This is a genomic window from Arthrobacter sp. NPDC090010, assembly GCF_044748305.1.
GTDB lineage: Bacteria > Actinomycetota > Actinomycetes > Actinomycetales > Micrococcaceae > Arthrobacter_E.
Genome location: NZ_JBIVFT010000001.1, coordinates 90146 through 110019 on the forward strand (window position 1 = coordinate 90146; position 19874 = coordinate 110019).

The window sequence follows — 19874 nt, forward strand, 5'->3', positions numbered from 1 at the left end:
AGCGGAACATTGCGATCAAGTGCCCACTCGCGGAGGAAAGGGCGCTACCCGGAAATGCCCGGCTTGCCGTTCTCCTCACAACCGGTCAGGCGACGTCGGAACGTCGGATCCTGCTCGGACGTGACCTCAATGTCGTACCAACCGTTCCGGGTCTCCCAGCCGAGCGACTTGCTGGCGCGCGGCTTCAGGCGCACCGTGGTGCCCTGCTTGCGATACCCCAGTGAGTTCAGCCGGAGCGTCACCGTCCTGGAGCCCGTGTTCCGCAATTCCAGATGCAGGGCGCTGCCTGTGCGCCGGGACACGGAGACGTCGACGCCGGCCGCGGCACCCGCCGTCGAGCCCTTCAGCTCGTACTGGAAGCGGTTCGGGCCGGTGACGATCAGATCCACCTGACCGGAAGGAGCCGGGAGCCTGACCGTCTCCGTGGAGGTGACATCCACGTGCCGCGGTTCGGCGACCTCTCCCGCGTAGCCATACACGGTGAAGTGCGTTGAGCGCGTCCCGGAATTGCGCAGCGAGAGCACGACGCCGTCGTCGTTCAGGGAAGCGGCGACGCGCGGCCGGTAAGGCAGCGGCCGCGCCGGGCGCGAGCCGCTTTCCTGGATCGGGGCCACCTGGTCGACCGGCGGGACCGGATGCCAGCGGCCCACCTTCGCGGGGACCGGCGCCGGGTGCTCAAGCCGTGGGGGCGTCCCGCCGGCGGTGAAGTCGAAGACGCCGGTCAGATCACCGCAGACCTCGCGCCGCCAAGCGGAGATGTTCGGTTCCCGCACTCCCGTCCAGCGTTCCAGGAAGCGGAGCACGGAAGTGTGGTCGAAGACCTCGGAGCTGACGTGCCCGCCCACGGTCCAGGGGGAGACGACCGTCATCGGCACGCGGGGGCCCAGGCCGATGGGCAGTGCGGTGGTCCAGTCCGCCGACTCACCGGAGGCCGGGCGCGGCTGAACGGGCGGCGGGACGTGGTCGAAGTACCCGTCGTTCTCGTCGAAGTTCAGGAAGATCGCAGTGCTGTCCCAGGTCTCGGGGTCGCTGGCCACGATGTCCAGCATCCGGTAGACGAAGTTGGCGCTGCCCACGGGGGTGGACGAACTGGGATGCTCCGAATCGGCGGCGGAAGGCACCAGCCAGCTGACCTTCGGGAGGGTGCCGCCCTGGATGTCGGAGGAGAAGCGCTCCAGCAGCGTATCGGGGCGTCCGCGGTGCATCGCCTTGTCGAAGAGTGACTTCTCGGCGTCGCTGAGGCGTGCCCGGCCCGCCTCCAACTGGGCGAGCAGACGGTCCTGCTCCGCGGGGGACTTGTCATGCAGGGAGTCGTAGAACTCCTCGGTGGTGCGGAACTTCCCGTCCACGGCGGCCAGCATGGTGCGGCCGATCTTCTTGAAGGTCTGGAAGTACTCGACGGCGTTGTCCGTGAAGTTGTCCCAGTCCTGATAGATCCTCCAGGGCACGCCCGCCTTTTCCAGACGCTCGGGGTAGGTGGTCCAGTCGTACCCGGCATGGGCGTAGTCATAGGCGGCATTGGTGACGGCCCGCTGCGTGGTGCCGGGCTCGTAGCCCGCGGTGCCACTCCAGAGATAGGTGCGGTTCGGGTTGGTGGAACCGTTCACGGAGCAGTGGTAGGCGTCGCAGATGGTGAAGGTGTCCGCCAGCTCGTACTGCAGCGGGATGTCTGCGCGCTCGTAGAAGGTCATGGTGGAAGGGCCCTTGGCGGGGATCCACTGATCGCACCAGCCGTTGTTCCAGGCCGTGGTGGTTCCGGCGAAGGAGTGATCCAGCGCGCCGAGGTACTGGATGTCCGAATCCGGCCGGCCGGCGAGTTCGGCGGCCTTGCGCAGTGAGAACGGCAGAACGGTGTCCCCGGTGGGGCGAGCTTGTTCATACATGCTCTTCCCGTTGGGCAGACGGGTGATGGAGCGGTCGCCGTAACCGCGGACGCCGCGGAGCGAACCGAAGTAGTGATCGAAGGAGCGGTTCTCCTGCATGAGGATCACCACGTGCTTGATGGACTGGAGGTTGCCGGGCCGGACAGGCCGGGCCATGGCGGCCTGAACCGAGGGCGGCAGCAGGGAACCTGCCGCGGCGAGAGCAGTGGCGGCGGCGGTTGCGCCCAGGAAGCCCCGGCGGGAGAACCCGGGAGCGTCCGCCGATGCGTTGCCGTCGGAGGAAGCGGGAGGAAGCGAAGTCATGCGAAAGCCTTCCGTGTGAGGGTGGGGTCTTCCACGCTAGGAGACCCTGATGAACCCACGGTGACTTGTCTGTACATCTTCTGGCAACCACTTGCACAGAACTGCGCGAACCGCCGATGGCCGCCCTTGTCCGGGATCGCTCAGGGCAGCCATTGGCGGCTCGCGTGAGAAGTGCGGGGTCAGGAAACCGCCCGGCTCTTCCGGTTCCCCAGGATCCAGGCGATCTCCACCAGCACGATGCCTGCGGCCGCGCAGCCGAACGCCGTCCACAGCTGGGAGGCGGAACCGAACTGCAATTGCAGCACTGTCTGTGCCACGGGAAGGAGGAACATCGTCACGGTGCCGCCGATCATGGCGACCAGCAGCAGCACCTTCCACCAGGTGTACGGCCTGGCGACGATCGCCAGCACCCACAGCGCGATGGTCATGAGGGTCAGCAGGGCTGCCGTCGAACTCTGCTCCTGCGGCACCGAGTCACCGCGTACCAGCAGATAGGAGACGAAGGACGCGATACCGACGACGACGCCGGCCGGCAACGCCCGCCGCAGCACCCGGGAGGCGAATCCCGGCTGGGCCCGGTCATGGTTGGGGGCCAGTGACAGGACGAAGGCGGGCAGACCGATGGTGAACCAGCCGACGATGGTCACATGCCGGGGGAGGAAGGGGTAGGGCACCTGATCCAGCCCGATCAGCCCGGGCAGCCCCACCAAGATGGCCAGCAGCACGGAATAGACGGTCTTGGTCAGGAACAGGGTGGCGACGCGTTCGATGTTGCCGATCACGCGACGGCCTTCGGCGACCACATGCGGGAGGGTGGCGAAGGAGTTGTCCAGCAGCACGATCTGCGCCACAGCGCGGGTCGCGGGGCTGCCGGCGCCCATGGCGACGCCGATGTCCGCGTCCTTGAGCGCCAGCACATCGTTGACACCGTCACCGGTCATGGCCACCGTGTGTCCCTTGGTCTTCAGTGCGCCGACCATGGCACGCTTCTGATCGGGCGTCACACGGCCGAACACGGTTCCGCGGGCCACCTCGTCGGCCAGCGCCTCCGGATCGGCGGGCAAGGTACGGGCGTCCACGGTGCGCTCGGCACCGGGCAGATGCAAGGAACGGGCGACGGCGCCGACCGAGTCGGCGTTGTCGCCGGAGATCACTTTGACCTCCACGTTCTGGCCGGCGAAGTATTCCAGGGTGGCAGGAGCCTCCTCGCGGATCTTCTGCTCCAGAACCACCAGCGCGGCCGGGGCTTGCAAGGTGGCGGCATCCAGTTCACCTGCCCGCGCCAGCAGCAGGACCCGCAGACCGGTGGAGCCGAAGCGGTCCGTCTCCTCCCGCCACGGGTCCAGGTCCGCCACGCCGGCAGCCTCGGCGGCGTCCAGCAGCACGTCCGGGGCCCCCAGAAGCCAGGCGCCGTTCGCTTCAGGGGAGTCCGTCGAGGAGAAGACGGCTCCGGAATACTTGCGGCTGGAGGCGAAGGGCAGAGTGTCCGCGACCGTCCAGGACGGGGCCTTCGGATAGGCCTCGCCGATGGCCTCCATCGAGGCATTCGGACGGGGGTCACTCGCGGCCAGGGCGGCCAGGGCGGAGGCCGCCAGCTGGCGGGCGGCGCCGTCCGCTCCGTGGACCGCGCCGTCGTCGTCGTTCCCGGGCAGTTCCAGGGAGCCGAGGCGCATGGCGTTCTCGGTGAGGGTGCCCGTCTTGTCGGCGCACACGACATCGACACGGGCCAGCCCCTCGATGGCGGGGAGTTCATTGACCAGACATTGGCGCCGTCCGAGCCGGATGACACCCACCGCGAAGGCGATGGTGGTCATGAGGACCAGCCCTTCGGGGACCATCGGGACCAGGGCTGCAACCATCCCGCGCAGGGCATCCGAGAGCGGCTGGTGACCGGAGAGCTGGTTGTAGATGGAAAGGAGACCGGCCGGGATGAGCAGCCAGGTGATGACCTTGAGGATCTTGTTGATGCCGTTGCGCAGCTCGGAATTGACCAGGGTGAACTTGCTGGCCTCCGCGGACAGCTTGGCGGCGTAGGCCTCCGGGCCCACCTTGGTGGCGCGGTAGAGCCCGGTTCCTGCGGAGACGAAACTGCCGGAGAGCACTTCGGCGCCCGGGGTCTTCGGCAGGGCATCGGATTCCCCGGTCAGCAAGGACTCATCCAGTTCCAGACCCGCGGCGGTGAGCACCTCGCCATCGACCATGACCTGGTCCCCGGGGCCGAGTTCGATCACATCGTCACGAACCAGGTCCTCGGGGGCGAGCTCCACCGTGGCGCCATCGCGCCGCACTCGTGGCTTCGCCTGGCCGACGATCGCAAGGCGGTCCAGGGTCTGCTTGGCCCGGATCTCCTGGATGATGCCGACCACGCTATTGGCGATGATGAGCAGACCGAAGGCCGCGTCGATGAAGTACCCCGTGGACACCACGATCGCCGCGAGCACCGCGAAGATGGCGTTGATCCGGGTGAAGACGTTGGAGCGGACGATGTCCCAGGTGCTGCGGCCGGTGGAGTCCTCGCTGCGATTCACAGCACCGGCGGCGATCCGTTCGGCGACCTGTTCCGAACTCAGGCCGCTGAAGGGCGCGTCGGGACGGCTGCGATCATCGAGGGTCTGCGCGGTGCTCACGGTCCTCAGCCTACTGGGGGTGCCTGGAACGCGCCTCGGAGCAGGGGTGGAGATCCGGGATGCCGTTGCGTGCTCAGTTGTCGTGGGCTGTTCCGCCTGGCACCCGCAACAACTGAGCACGCAACGGCAGAAGGAGGACGACGACGGCGGTTCAGGCCATGCGGTCGAGCTCGGCGAGCGTCACCTCATGGTGGAGGGGCTCGCCGTTGGCGGCGTGGGCCGCTTCGGCGATGGCGCTCGCGGCCAGCCGTTCGAGTTCGGTGCCGAGAGAACCTGCGATGTGCGGGGTCAGGAGGACATTCGGCAGGGTGTAGAAGGGCGAGTCTTCCGGCAGGACCCACGGTGTGGTGACATCCAGGATCGCGTAGACGTCGCCCTTGGCCAGCCGGGAGGCCAGGGCATCCTGGTCCACCAGTTCGCCGCGTGCCGTGTTGATGAACGTCGAACCGGGCTTCAGGGCATCGATGAGCTCCCGGCTGATCATTCCTGCGGTGGCAGGCAAGGACGGTGCGTGGAGGGTCACGACGTCGCTGCTTGCGACGAGTTCGTCCAGTGGCAACAGCGTGGCCCCGAGCGTGGCGGCCTCCTCGGCCGAGAGGTAGGGGTCCGCGACGCACAACTCCAGGGAGTAGGGCTTCAGCAGTTCCAGCACGTGCCGTCCGATGCGGGAGGCTCCGATCACGCCGATGCGTTTGCGGTGGTTGCCCATCCGAGGGAACAAGGTCAGAGGATCCAGCCCGGTACGCCCGCGGTGCAGCAGTCCACTGAGCTGGAAGACGTTCTTGTTCGCGAGCAGGATCATGGCGACGGTGTATTCGGCCACCGGGACGGCATTGGCGTCCGCTGCCGAGGTGACCCGGATTCCGCGCTCCCAGCACACTCGTGCCACATAGGGCTTCACCGTTCCTGCCGCGTGGTGGACGCTCTTCAGACGTGGCGCCAGGTCCAGGACGGATGTGTCGATCAAGGGGGTCCCCCAGCAGGTGAAGAGGGCGTCCACCTCGCTCAGGACGGCGCGGGCCTCTGGCGTACTGAAGTCTGTCAGGGGAGCGTCAGTGATCAGCTCGAGCCCCAGTGGCAGGCCGCGAAGCACCGCGTCCGGGAAGAACTGCCCGGCGGTGGCTTCCGGCATCGCGAGAGCGACGCGATAGGGCGGTTGCGGGCTAGGGAGAGCGCTGCTGGAGGTGTTCATCGCCTCCTACTGAACGCCCTGACGTTCGGATGCACAAGATCGCGAACAGAGACGAACGCGCGAGAGGACTGTAGCTATTATTGCATCTGAGATGCAATAAACTCGTGCTATTTCGTTTCATTTTCGCTCTTGGGAGGAAAGATAATTCGCCCCTTAATCTGCCCAGCGGAATTGATTCTCGGAGACCTGACGGGATTCGTTCGTCCTAGAATCGAGGATCTCAAGTCGTGAATCAGTTGATCTCGCAGCCCTCCTGTCGATTTCCAGTTTTCAGGAGGCGTTTCGAGTTTCTGAATCTGGGAATCAAAAGCGGAGAGGACTATTGCTTCAGCGGAGCCGTTAGATGAATTTATCATCCGTTCAATCGCTGGATCCATCTTTATGAGAAATGAATTATCAGATCTCTTCGAGAGAACCTCGATTGACGAGTCGAGAAATTCGGCGGGAAGTCCAAATTTTTGTATTCTGATTCTGATCTCAGGAAAGATGGAGTAGAGGGCATCAAGTATTTCTTGAGTGCCGACTAGCTTAGAATCTCGTCGATCTGCATACAAGTTTGCGATGGCTAAAATCTCTTTAGCAAGATCGTCGAGTTCCGAAAGTTTGATCTGCAATTTAGTCTCCCCAAATTTTACTAAATATGAGTATCTTGCAAATGTTTCCTCGATTCTTGGTGTAATCGCCCGAGGTGCTGGCGGCTATCTCCAGACCCAGACGCAAGGCTTACCCGGCATCCCGAGGATCGTGGAGCAGGCAAATGCGTTGCCATTCACATAGATATCCTGGGCGTCTGACCAGTACATGCCGTTCTCGGATGATGTGTTGCATAGATCTGGGCCGAAGAACGACACTCTATCACCGGGGAACCAATACGTACTGTAGGTGCATTGCCCTGGAAGAAGCGGCTGGCCGGCTATAGACCAATGAGCCATGTACCAACCGTCTCCATCGATGTCCATGGAGACAATGCCGTCAAAAGCAGATCCAGAGGTTGGTGAAGCCGTTTTATTTAGATTTTCGCCACCGACCTGTGAAAGAGGAACTACTTTGGCATAGACTTTTCCGTGATTAGTGACCACCGTCTTCTCGGCAATGATCGATTTCACGCCTCGAAGAGTGGGGGTTGCGCCGGCCATTCCATGACCAAGTGGAGAGAGTAGTCCTGCGAAGGTAAAGCATGAAATGGTTTTGAGTATTACATTTTTCATGACACTCCCGGAGTTTGATCCGATATCGCATGGAAGTGAAACTATTGACACTCAGCCCGATCCTGTTTCTTTCGGAACAATTCTGTATGTTTCGCAGGCGGCGAGCGTTCAACGTTGCAATCATGATGTCTTCTTTATCAAAGGATGCGCCCGGGCACAGTTCTTGTCAATAGAGTTGACAAAATTTTCTGGAGGTTCGCTCCCCGATCCCGGGACGTCCTCGCTCTGTTCCGTTTTGTGCCGTTGTGCAGGACTTTAGGATTGAGGCGGTGTCTTTGTCGGTTTGAGGGCGCCAACGGAGAGGAGCGCGCTTCGGCCTTGTTCTGCCATGTCATGAGCACGCCACCGGCATAAGTCACGGGAGGAGCGGCTCACTGCTACGTTAGCGCGTGCACTGTCGTGCTGACCGGACGCGGTAGTCATTTACGGGGACTTCATATTAGAAGCCATTTTCCCGCGTCCGGAAGCTCGACCGCCTGTCCTCGGCGCTCGCAGCCCTCAGAGAGCCATGCCCGCCGGCAACTGGGTCCTGGTCGACTGGCGCGGCACGAACTGCGGGGAGAGCGCCACGCGTTCCCGGGCGCAGAACCCCTCGCGGACCCGCTGAAGGCACAGGCTCGCCGCCCGGTGCCCGAGCTCGAACTTCGGGGGTGCCACAGCGCTGAGAGGCAGCAGCCCCAGGGAGGCGATCTCGTCGTCGTAAGCCACCACCTCGACGTCTTCCGGCACCCGTACCCCCTGCTCCAGGAACAGTTCCGTGAGAGCCAGCGCGCAGCCGTCGTTGTGCACCAGCACACCCCGGATGCCGCGCGTGGCGCAGCGCTCCGCCAGCTCGGCCAGCGCGGCCCGGTGAGCCTCGTGCCCGTGGGCGGAGGACGGGATCCGAACCACCGTGGCTTCGTGCCCCATCAGCTCCATGGCACGTCGGTACCCCGTCTCGATGGGCGGGGAGTTGGGGCTGTCCTCAAGGATGCCCAGGGCCACGGCACCGTCGCTGGACTGCACCCAGCGCCGCACCAGCCGTTCGGTGCCCCGGACGTGATCCGTGAAGACGGTGTCCCAAGGGCCTGGGTCCAGGACGTTCTCGAGAGGGCGCTCCACCATGACCACGGGAATCGTGGCCCCGTACAGGACATCGAGTGTGGGGGAGGGGCCGTCGTCCGAACCGAGAGGTGTGATCAGGAGGCCGTCGATCGGGGACGCCAGGAAGCGCTTGGTCAGCCGCAGCTCTTCCTCGGGGTCGTAGCCGCTCACTCCCAGCACCAGTCGCGCCCCGGCCTGCTGTGCGGCACGGCCGGCGCCCTTGATGATGAGCGAGAAGTAGTACTGCGAGGTCGGAACCAGCAGACCGATGGTCAGCTGACTCGGCTGTGCCGGGTGGAAGGCCGGGCTGTTGTTCAGGGGAGACTCCAGGGGGACGGCGCCGCCATGAATCCGGCGCAGTACGCCCTGGCGTTCCAAGGTGGCCAGATCCCTTCGAAGGGTCATCCCGGAGACGCCTACCTTCTCCGCGAACTCGGTGGCCAGCAGTTTCCCGGAGAGTGTGAGTTCCTGCTGGATGAGTGCGTGCCGCTCCTCGGCGTGCATGATCCCCTCGCTGTTCAGCTGTTTTCATATGAACGGTTTAGCTACCAACTGAACAACGTCCTGCCTAGCGTGGTCAAGGGCGGTCCGCGGTTTGGGTGAGGAGATCCACCTCCGGGACTGCTGTGAACGGCTTCTGAAGGGACGGATGGATGAACGACGACGCCGCCGATCGCCGCGCGTACTGGTTCGGCTTCGCAGACCGCCAGCTCTTGGCCCTGCGGCCATACTTCTCCCCGGGCCACGCACTCGTGAGTCTGCCGGGGAGACCGTCCGTCTCGGGGGTCCGTTCCGACGAACTGGAAGGCTTCGCCCGGACCTTCCTCCTGGCGGCCTTCCGGGTGGCAGGCTCTGAGGGCCATGATCCGCACGGCCACCTGGAGTGGTACCGGTCCGGTCTGGTGGCGGGTGCCACCCGGGACGGGGCCGAGTCCTGGAACCCGCTCGTCAGCAGGACGCAGGCGCTGGTGGAAGCGGCCTCCGTGGCGATCGGTCTTCAGCTGAGCAAGCCCTGGCTCTGGAACCGTATGAGCCGCCGGGAGCAGGACGTCGTGGCGGCGTGGCTCCAGGGCGCGAGCACCGCGGAGGCGTGGGACAACAACTGGCTCCTGTTCCTGGTGCAGGTGGCCGAGTTCCTGGCCGGAGCCGGCTACGCCCATGCGGCGGAACAGATCACCACCGGTCTGGACCGGATCGAGGACTGGTACGTGGGCGGAGGCTGGTACCGGGACGGCGACAACGACGGCACGGGGGACTTCTTCGACTACTACTGCGGGTGGGCCCTGCACCTCTATCCCCTGCTGTGGTGCCGTTTCGCGACGAACCGCCCAGGTGAGCCGCATCCGTGGGCCGCGCAGCGCCTGCCGGTGTACCGTGAGCGGCTGGCGCTGTTCCTGGATGCGCACCCCTCGTTCTTCGGCGAAGACGGCGGGCCGGTGTTCCAGGGCCGTTCCCTCATCTACCGCTATGCCGCCGCCGCACCGCTGGCCTTGGGGGCCTTGTTCCTCCGGCCGGAGGATCCGGGTGGGGATGCCGGTTCCCTGGCACGGGCCGGGACGCTGGCCACCAAGGCCCTGCGCCGTTTCGACACGGAACAGGCGTATCCGAAGGGCATCGCCTGTCTCGGCTGGCACGGCCCGTACGAGCCGATGGTCCAGAACTACTCCGGCCCGGGTTCGCCCTACTGGTCCAGCAAGGCGTTCCTCGCGTTACTGCTGCCCGAGGAGAGCCCCTTCTGGCAGCCAGCGGACGGGAACCCCGGATCGTCTCCACAGCTTCTTCCGGAGCCCGGCTTCCTGCTGCACCAGGGTGCGGACGGAGTGGCGCAGCTGGCCAACCACGGCAGCGACAAGTACTACGGCCCGGGCCCGGACAACGATCTCTACAGCCGCCTCGCCTATTCAAGTCACACCGGCCCCCTGCTCGCCTCCGGGCCGGAGACGGGACAGGCCGTGGACAACCACATGGGCCTGATCCGGCAGGATGGCTCAGCCTCCTGGCGCGGCCGTATCCATCGCCTTGAGGCGGGCCCGGGTGCGCTCGCGAGCTTCCACCGGCCGGTCTGGTCCGAGAGCGAGGACGAGAGGGAACAAGCCGTCACCGTGGCGTCGGCGACGACGGCGCACGGCGGCTACCAATTGCGTGTTCACCGGGTGTCCGTGCCAGACCCGGCGGAACAGTCCGGCGGACTCGTCCTGCGGGAAGGCGGTTGGGCCGTGACCGAGGGGGTTCATACGACGCTCTGGCCGCTCCTCCCGGAGGATGCGACGACGGTGCGCGGCTGCGCCGTCGTCGTTCAGAGCTCTGGAACGACGGCGTTCGGTGACGCGCGCTGCACCGTGGCCGAAGGACCACTGGACGGCGCAATCACGCTCCGGGCGAGTGTCCACCACCTCGGCTTGCAGGAGGCAGCCCACCGCCCAGGGCCGGCGTCCTTGCGCGAAGAAGCCGGCTGGGTGAGAGCCTCGGTCCGGATGCTCCCGCTGGATGAGCGGGACGAACCGTTTGTCCTGGAGCTGAGCTTCAGGACTCCTGAGCCGTGAAATAGGCCCGGGTACCGGGCGCGAACCGGGCCCAGAAGAGCAGCCCGGCCGAGAGCACGGCGAGAACGATCGCCACGGCCAGGGTCCCGCCGAGGCCGCCCAGCCGCGTCTGGGAGAACTCCGGATTGCCCCATTGCACGACGGCGGAGACGAAGGCCACCGCCAGGAGAAGCCCTCCCAGTCCCGGCAGGATGCCGCGGAGCCAGAGGTTCCGGGCGGAATCCCGGAGCGTGGCTCGGAACATCCAGACGCAGGCGAACGCGGTGACGGCATAGTAGAACGCGATGAAGACCGTGACGGCGTTGGCCGAGTCCACCATGATCTCCGCGCCCAGGGCATTGAGGAGAAGGTAGTAGGCCCCGGCCGAGATCCCGACCAGGACTGATGCCGCCCTCGGGGCCTGAGTGCCGGGCTCCACTGTGCCGAGTGCGGAGGGGATGGCCCCGCGTCGTCCCATGGCGAGCAGGCTCCGGGTGACGGGCAGGACGGTGGCCTGCGCACCGGAGAGCATGGAGCCCAGGAGAGACACGAGGACGATCCAGCCCCACGGACCCAGAGCCATGTCCCGCAGCCCGCCCAGGACGTCCCCCGCATTGTCCGGATTGCCGAGGCCCGCTCCGGTGGAATCGGTGGAGGCGAAGATCATCAGCAGGACGGTCAGGGCGAGGTAGACCAGCCCCAGCGCGAGCGTCGAGAGCAGGGCGCCGCGTCCGGGCGTCCGGGCAGGGTCATCGCTCTCCTCGTTCAAGGAGAAGCACGTGTCCCAGCCCCAGAAGAGGAAGACCGCCAGGAGCACTCCCTGACCCAGCCGGCCAGGGTCCTGCAGGGCGGCGCCGAGATCGAACCAGCTCCAGTCGAAGACCTGGGAAGCGCCCCTGGCCACCACGCCCACGACCAGTGCCACGGCCAGAATGCCGAGCGCCACGTACTGGACGTAGGTGAGGACACGTTGGACGTGCTCACCGATACGGATGCCCCGGGAGTTCACCCAGCACATGGCGGCGATGATGAGCAGCGCGGTGGGGATGGTGAGCCACGGTGACACCTCCCAGGAACCCCGTGAGGCCAGGAACCATAAATACTGACTGGCCACATGCCCCAGATTCACCAGAACCACGATGCTCGCGACCGCCGTGGCCATGCCGGCCAGCCAGCCGGTGGACGGGCCGAAGGCCCGACGCACCCAGGTGAACGAGCTCCCGCAGTCCGGCTCCCGGGCGTTCAGCTCCCGGAAGGCGAAGACCACGAACAGCACCGGCAGGAACCCCAGAATCAGTGCCAGCGGAGCGAAGTCGCCCACGCGGGACACGATCAGGCCGAGCGTGACCGAGAGCGCGAAGACGGGCGCCGTGGAGGCCATGCCGAGCATGGTCAGATCGCCGAGATCAAGGATCCCGGCGCGCAGTCCCTTGGGCGTGACGCTCAGCGTCCGCTCGGAGAACCTCGTGGAGGCTTCCTGAGGGCTCATGCGGGCACCCCGTTCCAGTCGGCGCCATTTCCGGCGGCAGCGTCGCCGGCACCGGACGGCGGGGCCGGAGCGTCGATGATGTTGGGGACGAAGCGGCAGAAGAAATCCGTCACCGGGCCGTCCGATTCCCGGATGCCGCAGCCCACCGATTCCCCATTCACGACCCAGAGGCCGAGCACGGGATGACTGCCGTCGAAATCAGGCAGTTCCTGATAGGCCTGGTAGCACCAGCCTTCGCGGCCGTAGTCCCCGGGCTGTTCCAGGTCGATGCCGGGCGCATGGATCCGGATGTTGTCACCCTCGCGGCCATGCAGGGGCTTGGCCACCCAGGCCTTCATGTCCCGCGGGGAGTCCAGATAGGCCGGCAGCAGATTCGGGTGCCCTGGATACAAGTGCCAGAGAGCCGCCAGAAGCGCCTTGTTGGAGAGCAGCATCTTCCAGGCGGGCTCCACCCAGGCCGGATTCAGCTCGCGCCGAAGCAGGTACTGCCCGAACGGCTCCTTGATCATCAGTTCCCAGGGGTACAGCTTGAAGATGGTGCTGATGGGGTAGTCGTCGAGGTCCACGAAGCGCTGATAGCCGTGATTCCAGCCGACATCGGACATGTTGATGCCGATGGTCGCCCAACCGGCCTGTTCCGCCACATCCCGCATGTACCCGGTGGTCATCCAGTCTTCGCCGGATTCCTCCTCCTCGGCATGCGCCAGGTGAAGCCGGGACATCCCGGTGCGTGAGCGGTACCGTTTCCACTGCTCGATCAGTGCCTCGTGGATGCCGTTCCACTGGTCTTTCTCGGGCATGACGTCCTGAAGCCAGTACCACTGGGCCAGGGAAGCCTCGATCAGACCGGTGGGGGTGTCAGCGTTGTACTCGAAGAGCTTGGCGTCGCCGTGACCGTCGTAAGCGAAGTCGAAGCGGCCGTAGACGTCCGGATCGCCCGCCTCCAGGGACTCGACGGCGAGCTCCCGGGCCTGCGCGCCGATGCCCAGATCACCCATCGCTCCCGTGCCGAGGAAACGCGCCGCCTCCAGGCACATCCGGTGCATCTCCTCCGCCACGAGTTCCAGACGCTCCACCTCGTCCATCCGGAACTCGTAGTAGGCGGACTCGTGCCAGTACTCCACCTGGGTGCCGTCCGGTTTGGTGCTGGTGGAGAACACCAGCCCGACGGATTCGATCTTCTCGCGCCAATCCGGGCGCGGGGTGGCGATCTTCCGTTCCACGCTCAGCCCCCGTAGCTCTTGCCGCCGGAGCTCTTGCCGAAGCCGCCGCGCGTCGTCGTGCTCTTGGTGAAGCTGCCTCCCTTGGAAGAGAAGCCTTTCGCCGCGGTGGAGCCCTTCGGCAAGGTCGAGGTGCCGCCCGAGTAGCTCTTCACCGAGGAGCCCACGGCCGGGATGACGCTGCCACGGGGGAAGAAGTACCAGCCGTAGTGGGCGTGGCCCCGGCCGGCCGCGCTGCTCGCGCCGGAGTCATCACAGTTCGCATCGTCCACCCGCTGCTGGGTGGACTCATCCGTGCAGACCTGTGCGTAATCCTCGTCATCGTTCTGACTGGAGACGACGGCGGTGATGGTGCCGGCCAGCAGTGCCGTGACGCCGAGCGAGATCACCAGAGTCCTGCGTCGGGTGCGCTTCTTGTGCTGCACCTGCTGCGCGGCCTCCTCCTGGGCGAAGGGATCCACATGAGGGGCTTGGGGGTCGGCATTCCCGGCCACTGCTTGCGCGCCCTGGTCCACCAGGGTGGGGTCGAGAGCGGGGGCCGTGGGCTGCCACGGGGGGACTGCGGATGAGCCCTCGGCCCGGCGCCCCGAACCGCTCTCGGGGACCTGCCCTGGGTCGCCTCCGGTCGATGGCCGTGACGCCGACGCGTCGTCCTGTTGTGACACTGCCTCTTCCTCCCCCGGGACGGGACTTCGTCTGACTCCTCGGTCAGTGTGATTCACCTGTCAGTGTACTGAGCAGAGGACCTCCTGACCGAGGGATCGGATGGGCAGGAGTACCCATGCGGGCGGAGCGGCCGGTAAGGGTGGCGGGCCTGCAAGACTGGAGTCATGACGCAGACTCCCCGCTGGGGCACCCTCCGCCGTTGGGTCAGGTTCGTGTTCGGAGTGCAGCGGCCCGGGCTCGGGCTGGTCCTCGCCGTGATTCTGCCTGCTCTGATCGAAGCGCTCGCGACGGTCGTCGGGTCACGCGACTTCACGCTGGTGGTGCTGCTGCATCTGGCCGGAGCCGTGCTCGTGGCCGCTCTGGGCGGTCTCTGGCCGGCCGTCGTGGCCTCGGTTTTCGCGGCCCTGTTGCTGAATCTGTTCTCCACGGCGCCCATCGGGTCCTTCCACGTCGTGGATTCGAAAGCCGCGCTGACACTCATCATCTTCCTCGTCGTGGCCTGTTCCATGGCGCTCGCCGTCGGCCTGGCCGGTCGTCGGGCGTTCCAGGCCGAAGAGGCCCGGGACGAGGCCTCGCTGCTGAACAGCCTCGCATTGCGGATCCTCGGCTCGGACGATTCCCTGGAGTCCTTCCTCGGCCGGCTCAGCGAGACCCTCGGCGGGCGGCCGGTGACGCTCCTCGCTGTGGAGGAAGAGGGTGGATGGCCGCACGGCACCCGGAGCGAGCGGGTACTGGCGAGCACCTCGGCCGAAGCGCCGGTGCGCTCGGCCGCTGCGGGGGCTGCCGTCGCCGTCGGCGATCAGTACCGGCTGCTGGTGGGCGGCACTGAACTGGACGCACGGCAGCAGCACCTTCTGGGGGCGTTCGTGGCTCTCGTCGTGGCGGTACGGGCGCGTCAGGAACTCGGCGCGAGCCAGCGGGAGAACGCCCGCCTCAGCGAGGGGAACATCATGCGCACGGCCATTCTGCAGGCTGTGTCTCATGACCTCAGGACACCCATCGCAGGGATCAAACTGAACGTGGCCACGCTGCGGCAGGACGCAGTGGAGTTCAGCCCGGAGGAGCAGGCCGAGCTGCTGGCTTCGATCGAGGACTACACGGACCGGCTGTCCTCCCTGGTGGCCAATCTGCTGGACATGTCTCGCCTCACGGGCGAATCGGCGGCACCGCTGCTACGGCCGGTGCGCTGGCACGAGGTCATGGAACGTGCCCTCTTTGCCGTGCCGCAGGGGCTGGTCCGGCTCGATCTGGCAGGACACGCCCCGGTGGAGGCCGACCCCGGCATGCTGGAGAGAGTGGTGGCCAACATCGCCGAGAACGCGGTACGGCACGGGCGCGGTGCCGCGATCGAGATCACCGCTCGGGAAGGGGTCGCCCTGGAGGGGCGGCCGGCCTCGGAACTGTGCATCGCGGATCACGGCCCGGGCATCGATCTGGAACGCCAGGAGGAACTCTTCCAGCCGTTCCAGAGCCTCGACGACTCGTCGCAGGGAGGCGTGCACGGAATCGGCCTCGGACTGGCCGTGGCGCGGGGATTCACCCAGGCCATGGGAGGACGTCTGCGCGCAGAAGCCACCCCGGGTGGGGGAGCGACGATGGTGCTGACCCTGCCACTGTCCGTGGGAGCGGGGACGACGACGGAGGGACCGCAGTGACCAAGGTTCTGGTGGTTGAGGACGAACCGGGCATCGCCCGGGCGCTCCAGCTGAACTTCAAGGTGCACGGCTACCAGTCCGTGCTGGCCCATAACGATGCGATGGCCAGGAGGCTCGCAGCGGACGAACGGCCCGACGTCGTCATCCTGGATCTCGGCCTTCCCGACGGCGACGGCATCGAGTTCCTCCGCTGGTTGCGTCAGTGGAGCGAACTGCCCGTGATAGTCCTTTCTGCGCGCCATGGTTCGCACGACAAGGTGGCGGCGCTTGACGCGGGTGCCGACGACTACGTGACCAAGCCGTTCGGCATCGAGGAATTGATGGCGCGGTTGCGGGCTGCCACCCGGCGGTCCTCGGCCCGTTCGGAAAGCCCCCAGGTCCAGGGGGCTGATTTCACGGTGGATCTCGCGGCGCGGAGAGTGACCAGGGACGGGGCTGAGGTGCGGCTGACCCCTACCGAGTGGAGCATCCTGGAGATCCTGGTGCGCAATCAAGGCCGCCTGGTGAGTCAGCAGCAGCTGCTCATGCAGGTGTGGGGACCGGCCTATGCCAAGGAGACCCAGTATCTCCGGGTCTACCTGAACCAATTGCGCCGCAAGCTGGAGAAGGACCCCGCCACCCCTCGGCATCTCATCACGGAGGCCGGGATGGGGTACCGCTTCGATCCGTGAAGCCGGCCGGCCCCGTGTCGGGGAACACGGCTAGGCTGGATTCATGCATCCCGGAACCGTGCTGGCCGTGTGCCGAGTCCATGAGCTCCACCCCGACGTCGAGGGCAGGGTGGGCGTCACCGCGATCGACAAGCGCCCCGTCGACGGACCGGTGACCGTGCACCGGCTCGGGGTGCGCGGCGACATTCAGGCCGACCGAGCCAACCATGGCGGCTTCGATCAGGCCGTGTACGCCTACTCCGAGGACGACGCCGACTACTGGGCGGCCGAGCTGGGCCGGGAGATCGCGCCGGGGTACTTCGGGGAGAACCTGCGCCTGAGCGGGATCGAAACCACCGGTGCCGTGATCGGTGAGCGCTGGCGGATCGGGACCGACGTCGAACTCGAGGTGACGTCGCCGCGCGTGCCGTGTTCCACGTTTCAGCGCCGGGTCGAGGAGACCCAATGGGTGAAGCGTTTCACCCAGGCGGGCCGGGTGGGCTGCTATCTGCGGGTCATCAAGACCGGCACCGTCACGGCGGGGGACCACGTGCACCGCGTCTATGTCCCGGAGCACGGCGTGACCATCGGGCAGTGGTTCAGCGAGCCGAGCCTGGAAATCGTGGATGCCCTGAGGGATGCTGAGGCCGACGGTCACATCGTGCTGCAGGAGGAGTATCACGAACGGTTCGAGCGGCTGGAGAAGCGCCTGAAGCGCTGAGCATGGTGGGAGATGCCCGGTGTGGGCAAGCTCACCAGCTCTTCCCCGGCTGCCCCGTAGCCGGGACGCACGCCCATCCCGTATGATGGATGCATCCCCCAATTCCGGTTTTCCATATATCCTGCCCAATTTTTGAGGCAGGACTGGTTGAACAAGGGGTCCGCAGGGTGTGCGGACATATTTCATGGAACGGCCGGCTGAGCACAAGGATGCTCGGAAGTAAGCACTGCGCGAAGCTCGCTGGGAGAGCGACAGGGTGCAGTGGGATGCCTGGCCATGGGATTGCAAGAGCGCTGGGTTTCCGAGCACCGGGTCAAACCGTCTCCGGTGCCCGTATGCGGCCGCCACTACTCATCGGTGAGCCGCCCGGCTGGAATGAATGAGGTTCCATCCCCATGCCCGAAAACATCACGCCCGACGCCGTCGAGAACGATACCGTCGCCGAAGAACTGACCGCCGCTCCCGTCGAGGAGCAGGCCCCCACCGCCGAGACCCCCGCCCCGGCCTCTGAAGAGGACGAAGAGGGCATCAAGTTCACCGACCTCGGCATCGACGGCCGCGTGCTGGCCGCCCTGAAGGACGTCGGCTACGAGAAGCCGTCCCCCATCCAGGCCGCCACCATCCCGCTGCTCCTGGAAGGCCGCGACGTCGTCGGCCTCGCCCAGACCGGCACCGGCAAGACCGCCGCTTTCGCCATCCCGGCCCTGTCCCGCATGGCTGAGCTGCACGACACCAACGGCCCGTCCCGCAAGACCCAGGCGCTGGTGCTGGCCCCCACCCGTGAGCTCGCGCTTCAGGTGTCCGAGGCTTTCACCTCCTATGCCAAGCACATGGACGACTTCACCGTCCTCCCGGTGTACGGCGGTTCCGCCTACGGCCCGCAGCTGGCCGGTCTGCGCCGCGGTGCGCAGGTCGTCGTCGGCACCCCCGGTCGTGTGATCGACCACCTGGAGAAGGGTTCCCTGGACCTCTCCGAGCTTCAGTACCTCGTGCTGGACGAGGCTGACGAGATGCTGCGCATGGGCTTCGCCGATGACGTGGAGAAGATTTTCCAGGAGACTCCGGAGGATCGTCAGGTCGCACTCTTCTCCGCCACCATGCCGGGCCAGATCCGCCGCATGTCCAAGCAGTACCTGAACGACCCGGAAGAGATCTCGGTCAAGTCCAAGACCACCACGGGCTCCAACATCCGTCAGCGTTACGTGCAGGTCATGGGCCCGCACAAGCTGGATGCCCTGACCCGCATCCTGGAGGTCGAGGAGTTCGACGGCGTCATCGCCTTCGTGCGCACCAAGATGGCCACCGAGGACCTGGCGGACAAGCTGAAGGCGCGTGGCTTCCAGGCCGCGGCCATCAACGGTGACATCGCCCAGGCTCAGCGTGAGCGCACCGTGGAGGCCCTGCGCGAGGGCAAGATCGACATCCTGGTGGCGACCGACGTCGCGGCCCGTGGTCTGGACGTGGAGCGCATCAGCCACGTCGTCAACTACGACATCCCGCACGACACGGAGAGCTACGTGCACCGTATCGGCCGCACGGGCCGTGCCGGCCGCAAGGGCGACGCGATCCTGTTCATGACCCCGCGTGAGAAGTACCTGCTGCGCGCCATCGAGCGGGCCACCCGCCAGAGCGTGGAGCAGATGCACCTGCCTACCGCGGAGACGGTCAACAGCCTCCGTATGAGCAAGTTCGCTGATCAGATCACCGAGACCCTCGAGTCCGAGGACGTCTCCGTGTTCCGCGATCTGGTCGCCTCCTACGAGGAAGAGCACGGTGTGCCCGCAGCGGAGATCGCCGCCGCCCTGGCCGTCATGGTTCAGGGTGATGAGCCGTTCTTCGTCAAGGAACTGCCGGCCGCTCCGGAGTTCCAGAAGCGTGAGCGCAACAAGGACGGCTTCAACTCCCGTGGCCCGTCGCGTGCGCTCACCGAAGGCAACGCGACCTACCGTCTCGCGGTCGGCCGTCGCCAGCGCGTGATGCCCGGTTCGATCGTTGGCGCACTGGCCAACGAGGGCGGTTTCTCCTCGTCTCAGATCGGTGGCATCGACATCCGTTCCGATCACACCCTGGTGGAGCTCCCGGCAGATCTGAGCAAGGATCAGTGGGCCGCGCTGTCCAAGACGCGTATCGGCGGTGAGCTGATCCACCTGGAGCTGGACAATGGCCGTCGCCCCAACCGTGAGCGCAACGATCGCGGTGGCGACCGTGGCGGTGACCGCGGCTTCGGCGGCGGAAACCGTGGCGGCAACTTCAAGGGCAATGGCGGATACAAGAAGGATTTCCGCAAGTCCGAGGAGGGCGGCTTCAACCGTGACCGTGGTTTCGGCGGTGAGCGCGGTGGCAACCGTGGCTTCGACCGCGACCGTGGTGAGCGCAGCAGCGCGGACCGCGGCGGACGTTCCTACTCCGAGCGCAACGAGCGCAGCTATGATCGGGACAGTGGTTCCCGCGGTGGATACGGGGAACGGTCGCGTGGCGGCAACGGTGAGCGCTCCGGCGGTGACCGCAGCAGCAGCTTCGGACAGCGCAAGCCGCGCCACAACAAGGGCAATTTCGGCGGACGGAACTCGTGGTAACTGATTTTCCGGATGGAGGCGTTCACCCTCAGGGTGGGCGCCTCCGCGCCTTTAAACGGATGGATGATCCCGCGCAGGT

General features: G+C 66.1%; 14 protein-coding genes. 5 read left to right on the forward strand and 9 right to left on the reverse strand.

Annotated elements, in window-relative coordinates; translation table 11 throughout:
• Window positions 1–44: 44 nt before the first annotated feature.
• From ACIPXZ_RS00420 to ACIPXZ_RS00445, 6 genes are all read right to left on the reverse strand, one after another.
• On the reverse strand, window positions 45–2186 hold the full coding sequence (locus ACIPXZ_RS00420; RefSeq protein WP_400590039.1) for a phosphocholine-specific phospholipase C: 2142 nt from the start codon (window positions 2184–2186) through the stop codon (window positions 45–47).
• A gap of 179 nt (window positions 2187–2365) precedes the next feature.
• Entirely contained in the window at window positions 2366–4813 is a 2448-nt protein-coding gene (locus ACIPXZ_RS00425; protein ID WP_400590040.1) for an HAD-IC family P-type ATPase, read from the reverse strand.
• Between the two features lie 151 nt (window positions 4814–4964).
• Window positions 4965–6005 carry a hydroxyacid dehydrogenase gene (locus ACIPXZ_RS00430; protein ID WP_400590041.1) on the reverse strand — a complete coding sequence of 347 codons (1041 nt, stop codon included), beginning with the start codon at window positions 6003–6005 and terminating at the stop codon, window positions 4965–4967.
• A 107-nt stretch (window positions 6006–6112) separates the two neighbouring features.
• Window positions 6113–6619: a hypothetical protein gene (locus ACIPXZ_RS00435; protein WP_400590042.1), complete on the reverse strand. Its 507-nt coding sequence runs from the start codon at window positions 6617–6619 to the stop codon at window positions 6113–6115.
• An 84-nt stretch (window positions 6620–6703) separates the two neighbouring features.
• On the reverse strand, window positions 6704–7111 hold the full coding sequence (locus ACIPXZ_RS00440; RefSeq protein WP_400590044.1) for a hypothetical protein: 408 nt from the start codon (window positions 7109–7111) through the stop codon (window positions 6704–6706).
• Window positions 7112–7711: 600 nt separating this feature from the next.
• Entirely contained in the window at window positions 7712–8800 is a 1089-nt protein-coding gene (locus ACIPXZ_RS00445) for a substrate-binding domain-containing protein (protein WP_400590046.1), read from the reverse strand.
• 149 nt (window positions 8801–8949) lie between these two features.
• Between ACIPXZ_RS00445 and ACIPXZ_RS00450 the strand changes: the two genes are divergently transcribed.
• On the forward strand, window positions 8950–10839 hold the full coding sequence (locus tag ACIPXZ_RS00450) for a DUF2264 domain-containing protein (RefSeq protein WP_400590047.1): 1890 nt from the start codon (window positions 8950–8952) through the stop codon (window positions 10837–10839).
• Here the strand turns inward: ACIPXZ_RS00450 and ACIPXZ_RS00455 are convergent.
• From ACIPXZ_RS00455 to ACIPXZ_RS00465, 3 genes are read right to left on the reverse strand one after another with little or no spacing between them, the layout of a single operon-like run.
• Window positions 10820–12307, reverse strand: a complete 1488-nt coding sequence (locus ACIPXZ_RS00455; RefSeq protein ID WP_400590048.1) for an APC family permease — start codon at window positions 12305–12307, stop codon at window positions 10820–10822. The two genes, ACIPXZ_RS00450 and ACIPXZ_RS00455, sit on opposite strands and share 20 nt — an antisense overlap.
• Window positions 12304–13530, reverse strand: a complete 1227-nt coding sequence (locus tag ACIPXZ_RS00460; protein WP_400590050.1) for a glutathionylspermidine synthase family protein — start codon at window positions 13528–13530, stop codon at window positions 12304–12306. The genes ACIPXZ_RS00455 and ACIPXZ_RS00460 overlap by 4 nt, the downstream gene beginning before the upstream one ends.
• Window positions 13531–13532: 2 nt before the next feature.
• Window positions 13533–14192, reverse strand: coding sequence for a Tat pathway signal protein (locus ACIPXZ_RS00465; RefSeq protein ID WP_400590052.1), 660 nt, complete (start codon window positions 14190–14192; stop codon window positions 13533–13535).
• Window positions 14193–14357: 165 nt separating this feature from the next.
• On the opposite strand from ACIPXZ_RS00465, the gene ACIPXZ_RS00470 reads away from it, so the two are divergent.
• The 4 genes from ACIPXZ_RS00470 to ACIPXZ_RS00485 all read left to right on the forward strand — a co-directional run bounded on the left by ACIPXZ_RS00470 (window position 14358) and on the right by ACIPXZ_RS00485 (window position 19795).
• A complete protein-coding gene (locus ACIPXZ_RS00470) occupies window positions 14358–15848 on the forward strand; it encodes an ATP-binding protein (RefSeq protein WP_400590053.1) in 1491 nt (496 codons plus the stop codon).
• Complete coding sequence (locus tag ACIPXZ_RS00475; RefSeq protein WP_400590055.1) at window positions 15845–16519, forward strand: response regulator; 675 nt, start codon at window positions 15845–15847, stop codon at window positions 16517–16519. The genes ACIPXZ_RS00470 and ACIPXZ_RS00475 overlap by 4 nt, the downstream gene beginning before the upstream one ends.
• Window positions 16520–16562: 43 nt before the next feature.
• A complete protein-coding gene (locus ACIPXZ_RS00480) occupies window positions 16563–17219 on the forward strand; it encodes an MOSC domain-containing protein (protein WP_400590057.1) in 657 nt (218 codons plus the stop codon).
• Between the two features lie 395 nt (window positions 17220–17614).
• The gene (locus ACIPXZ_RS00485; RefSeq protein ID WP_400590059.1) at window positions 17615–19795 is read left to right on the forward strand and encodes a DEAD/DEAH box helicase; all 2181 of its coding nucleotides are present in this window, start codon (window positions 17615–17617) and stop codon (window positions 19793–19795) included.
• Window positions 19796–19874 lie beyond the last annotated feature (79 nt).

Coding starts and splice junctions, on each gene's coding strand:
- ACIPXZ_RS00420 (WP_400590039.1), bottom strand. CDS start 2,186: ATGACTTCGCTTCCTCCCGCTTCCTCCGACGGCAACGCATCGGCGGAC.
- ACIPXZ_RS00430 (WP_400590041.1), bottom strand. CDS start 6,005: ATGAACACCTCCAGCAGCGCTCTCCCTAGCCCGCAACCGCCCTATCGC.
- ACIPXZ_RS00445 (WP_400590046.1), bottom strand. CDS start 8,800: ATGCACGCCGAGGAGCGGCACGCACTCATCCAGCAGGAACTCACACTC.
- ACIPXZ_RS00450 (WP_400590047.1), top strand. CDS start 8,950: ATGAACGACGACGCCGCCGATCGCCGCGCGTACTGGTTCGGCTTCGCA.
- ACIPXZ_RS00455 (WP_400590048.1), bottom strand. CDS start 12,307: ATGAGCCCTCAGGAAGCCTCCACGAGGTTCTCCGAGCGGACGCTGAGC.
- ACIPXZ_RS00470 (WP_400590053.1), top strand. CDS start 14,358: ATGACGCAGACTCCCCGCTGGGGCACCCTCCGCCGTTGGGTCAGGTTC.
- ACIPXZ_RS00480 (WP_400590057.1), top strand. CDS start 16,563: ATGCATCCCGGAACCGTGCTGGCCGTGTGCCGAGTCCATGAGCTCCAC.
- ACIPXZ_RS00485 (WP_400590059.1), top strand. CDS start 17,615: ATGCCCGAAAACATCACGCCCGACGCCGTCGAGAACGATACCGTCGCC.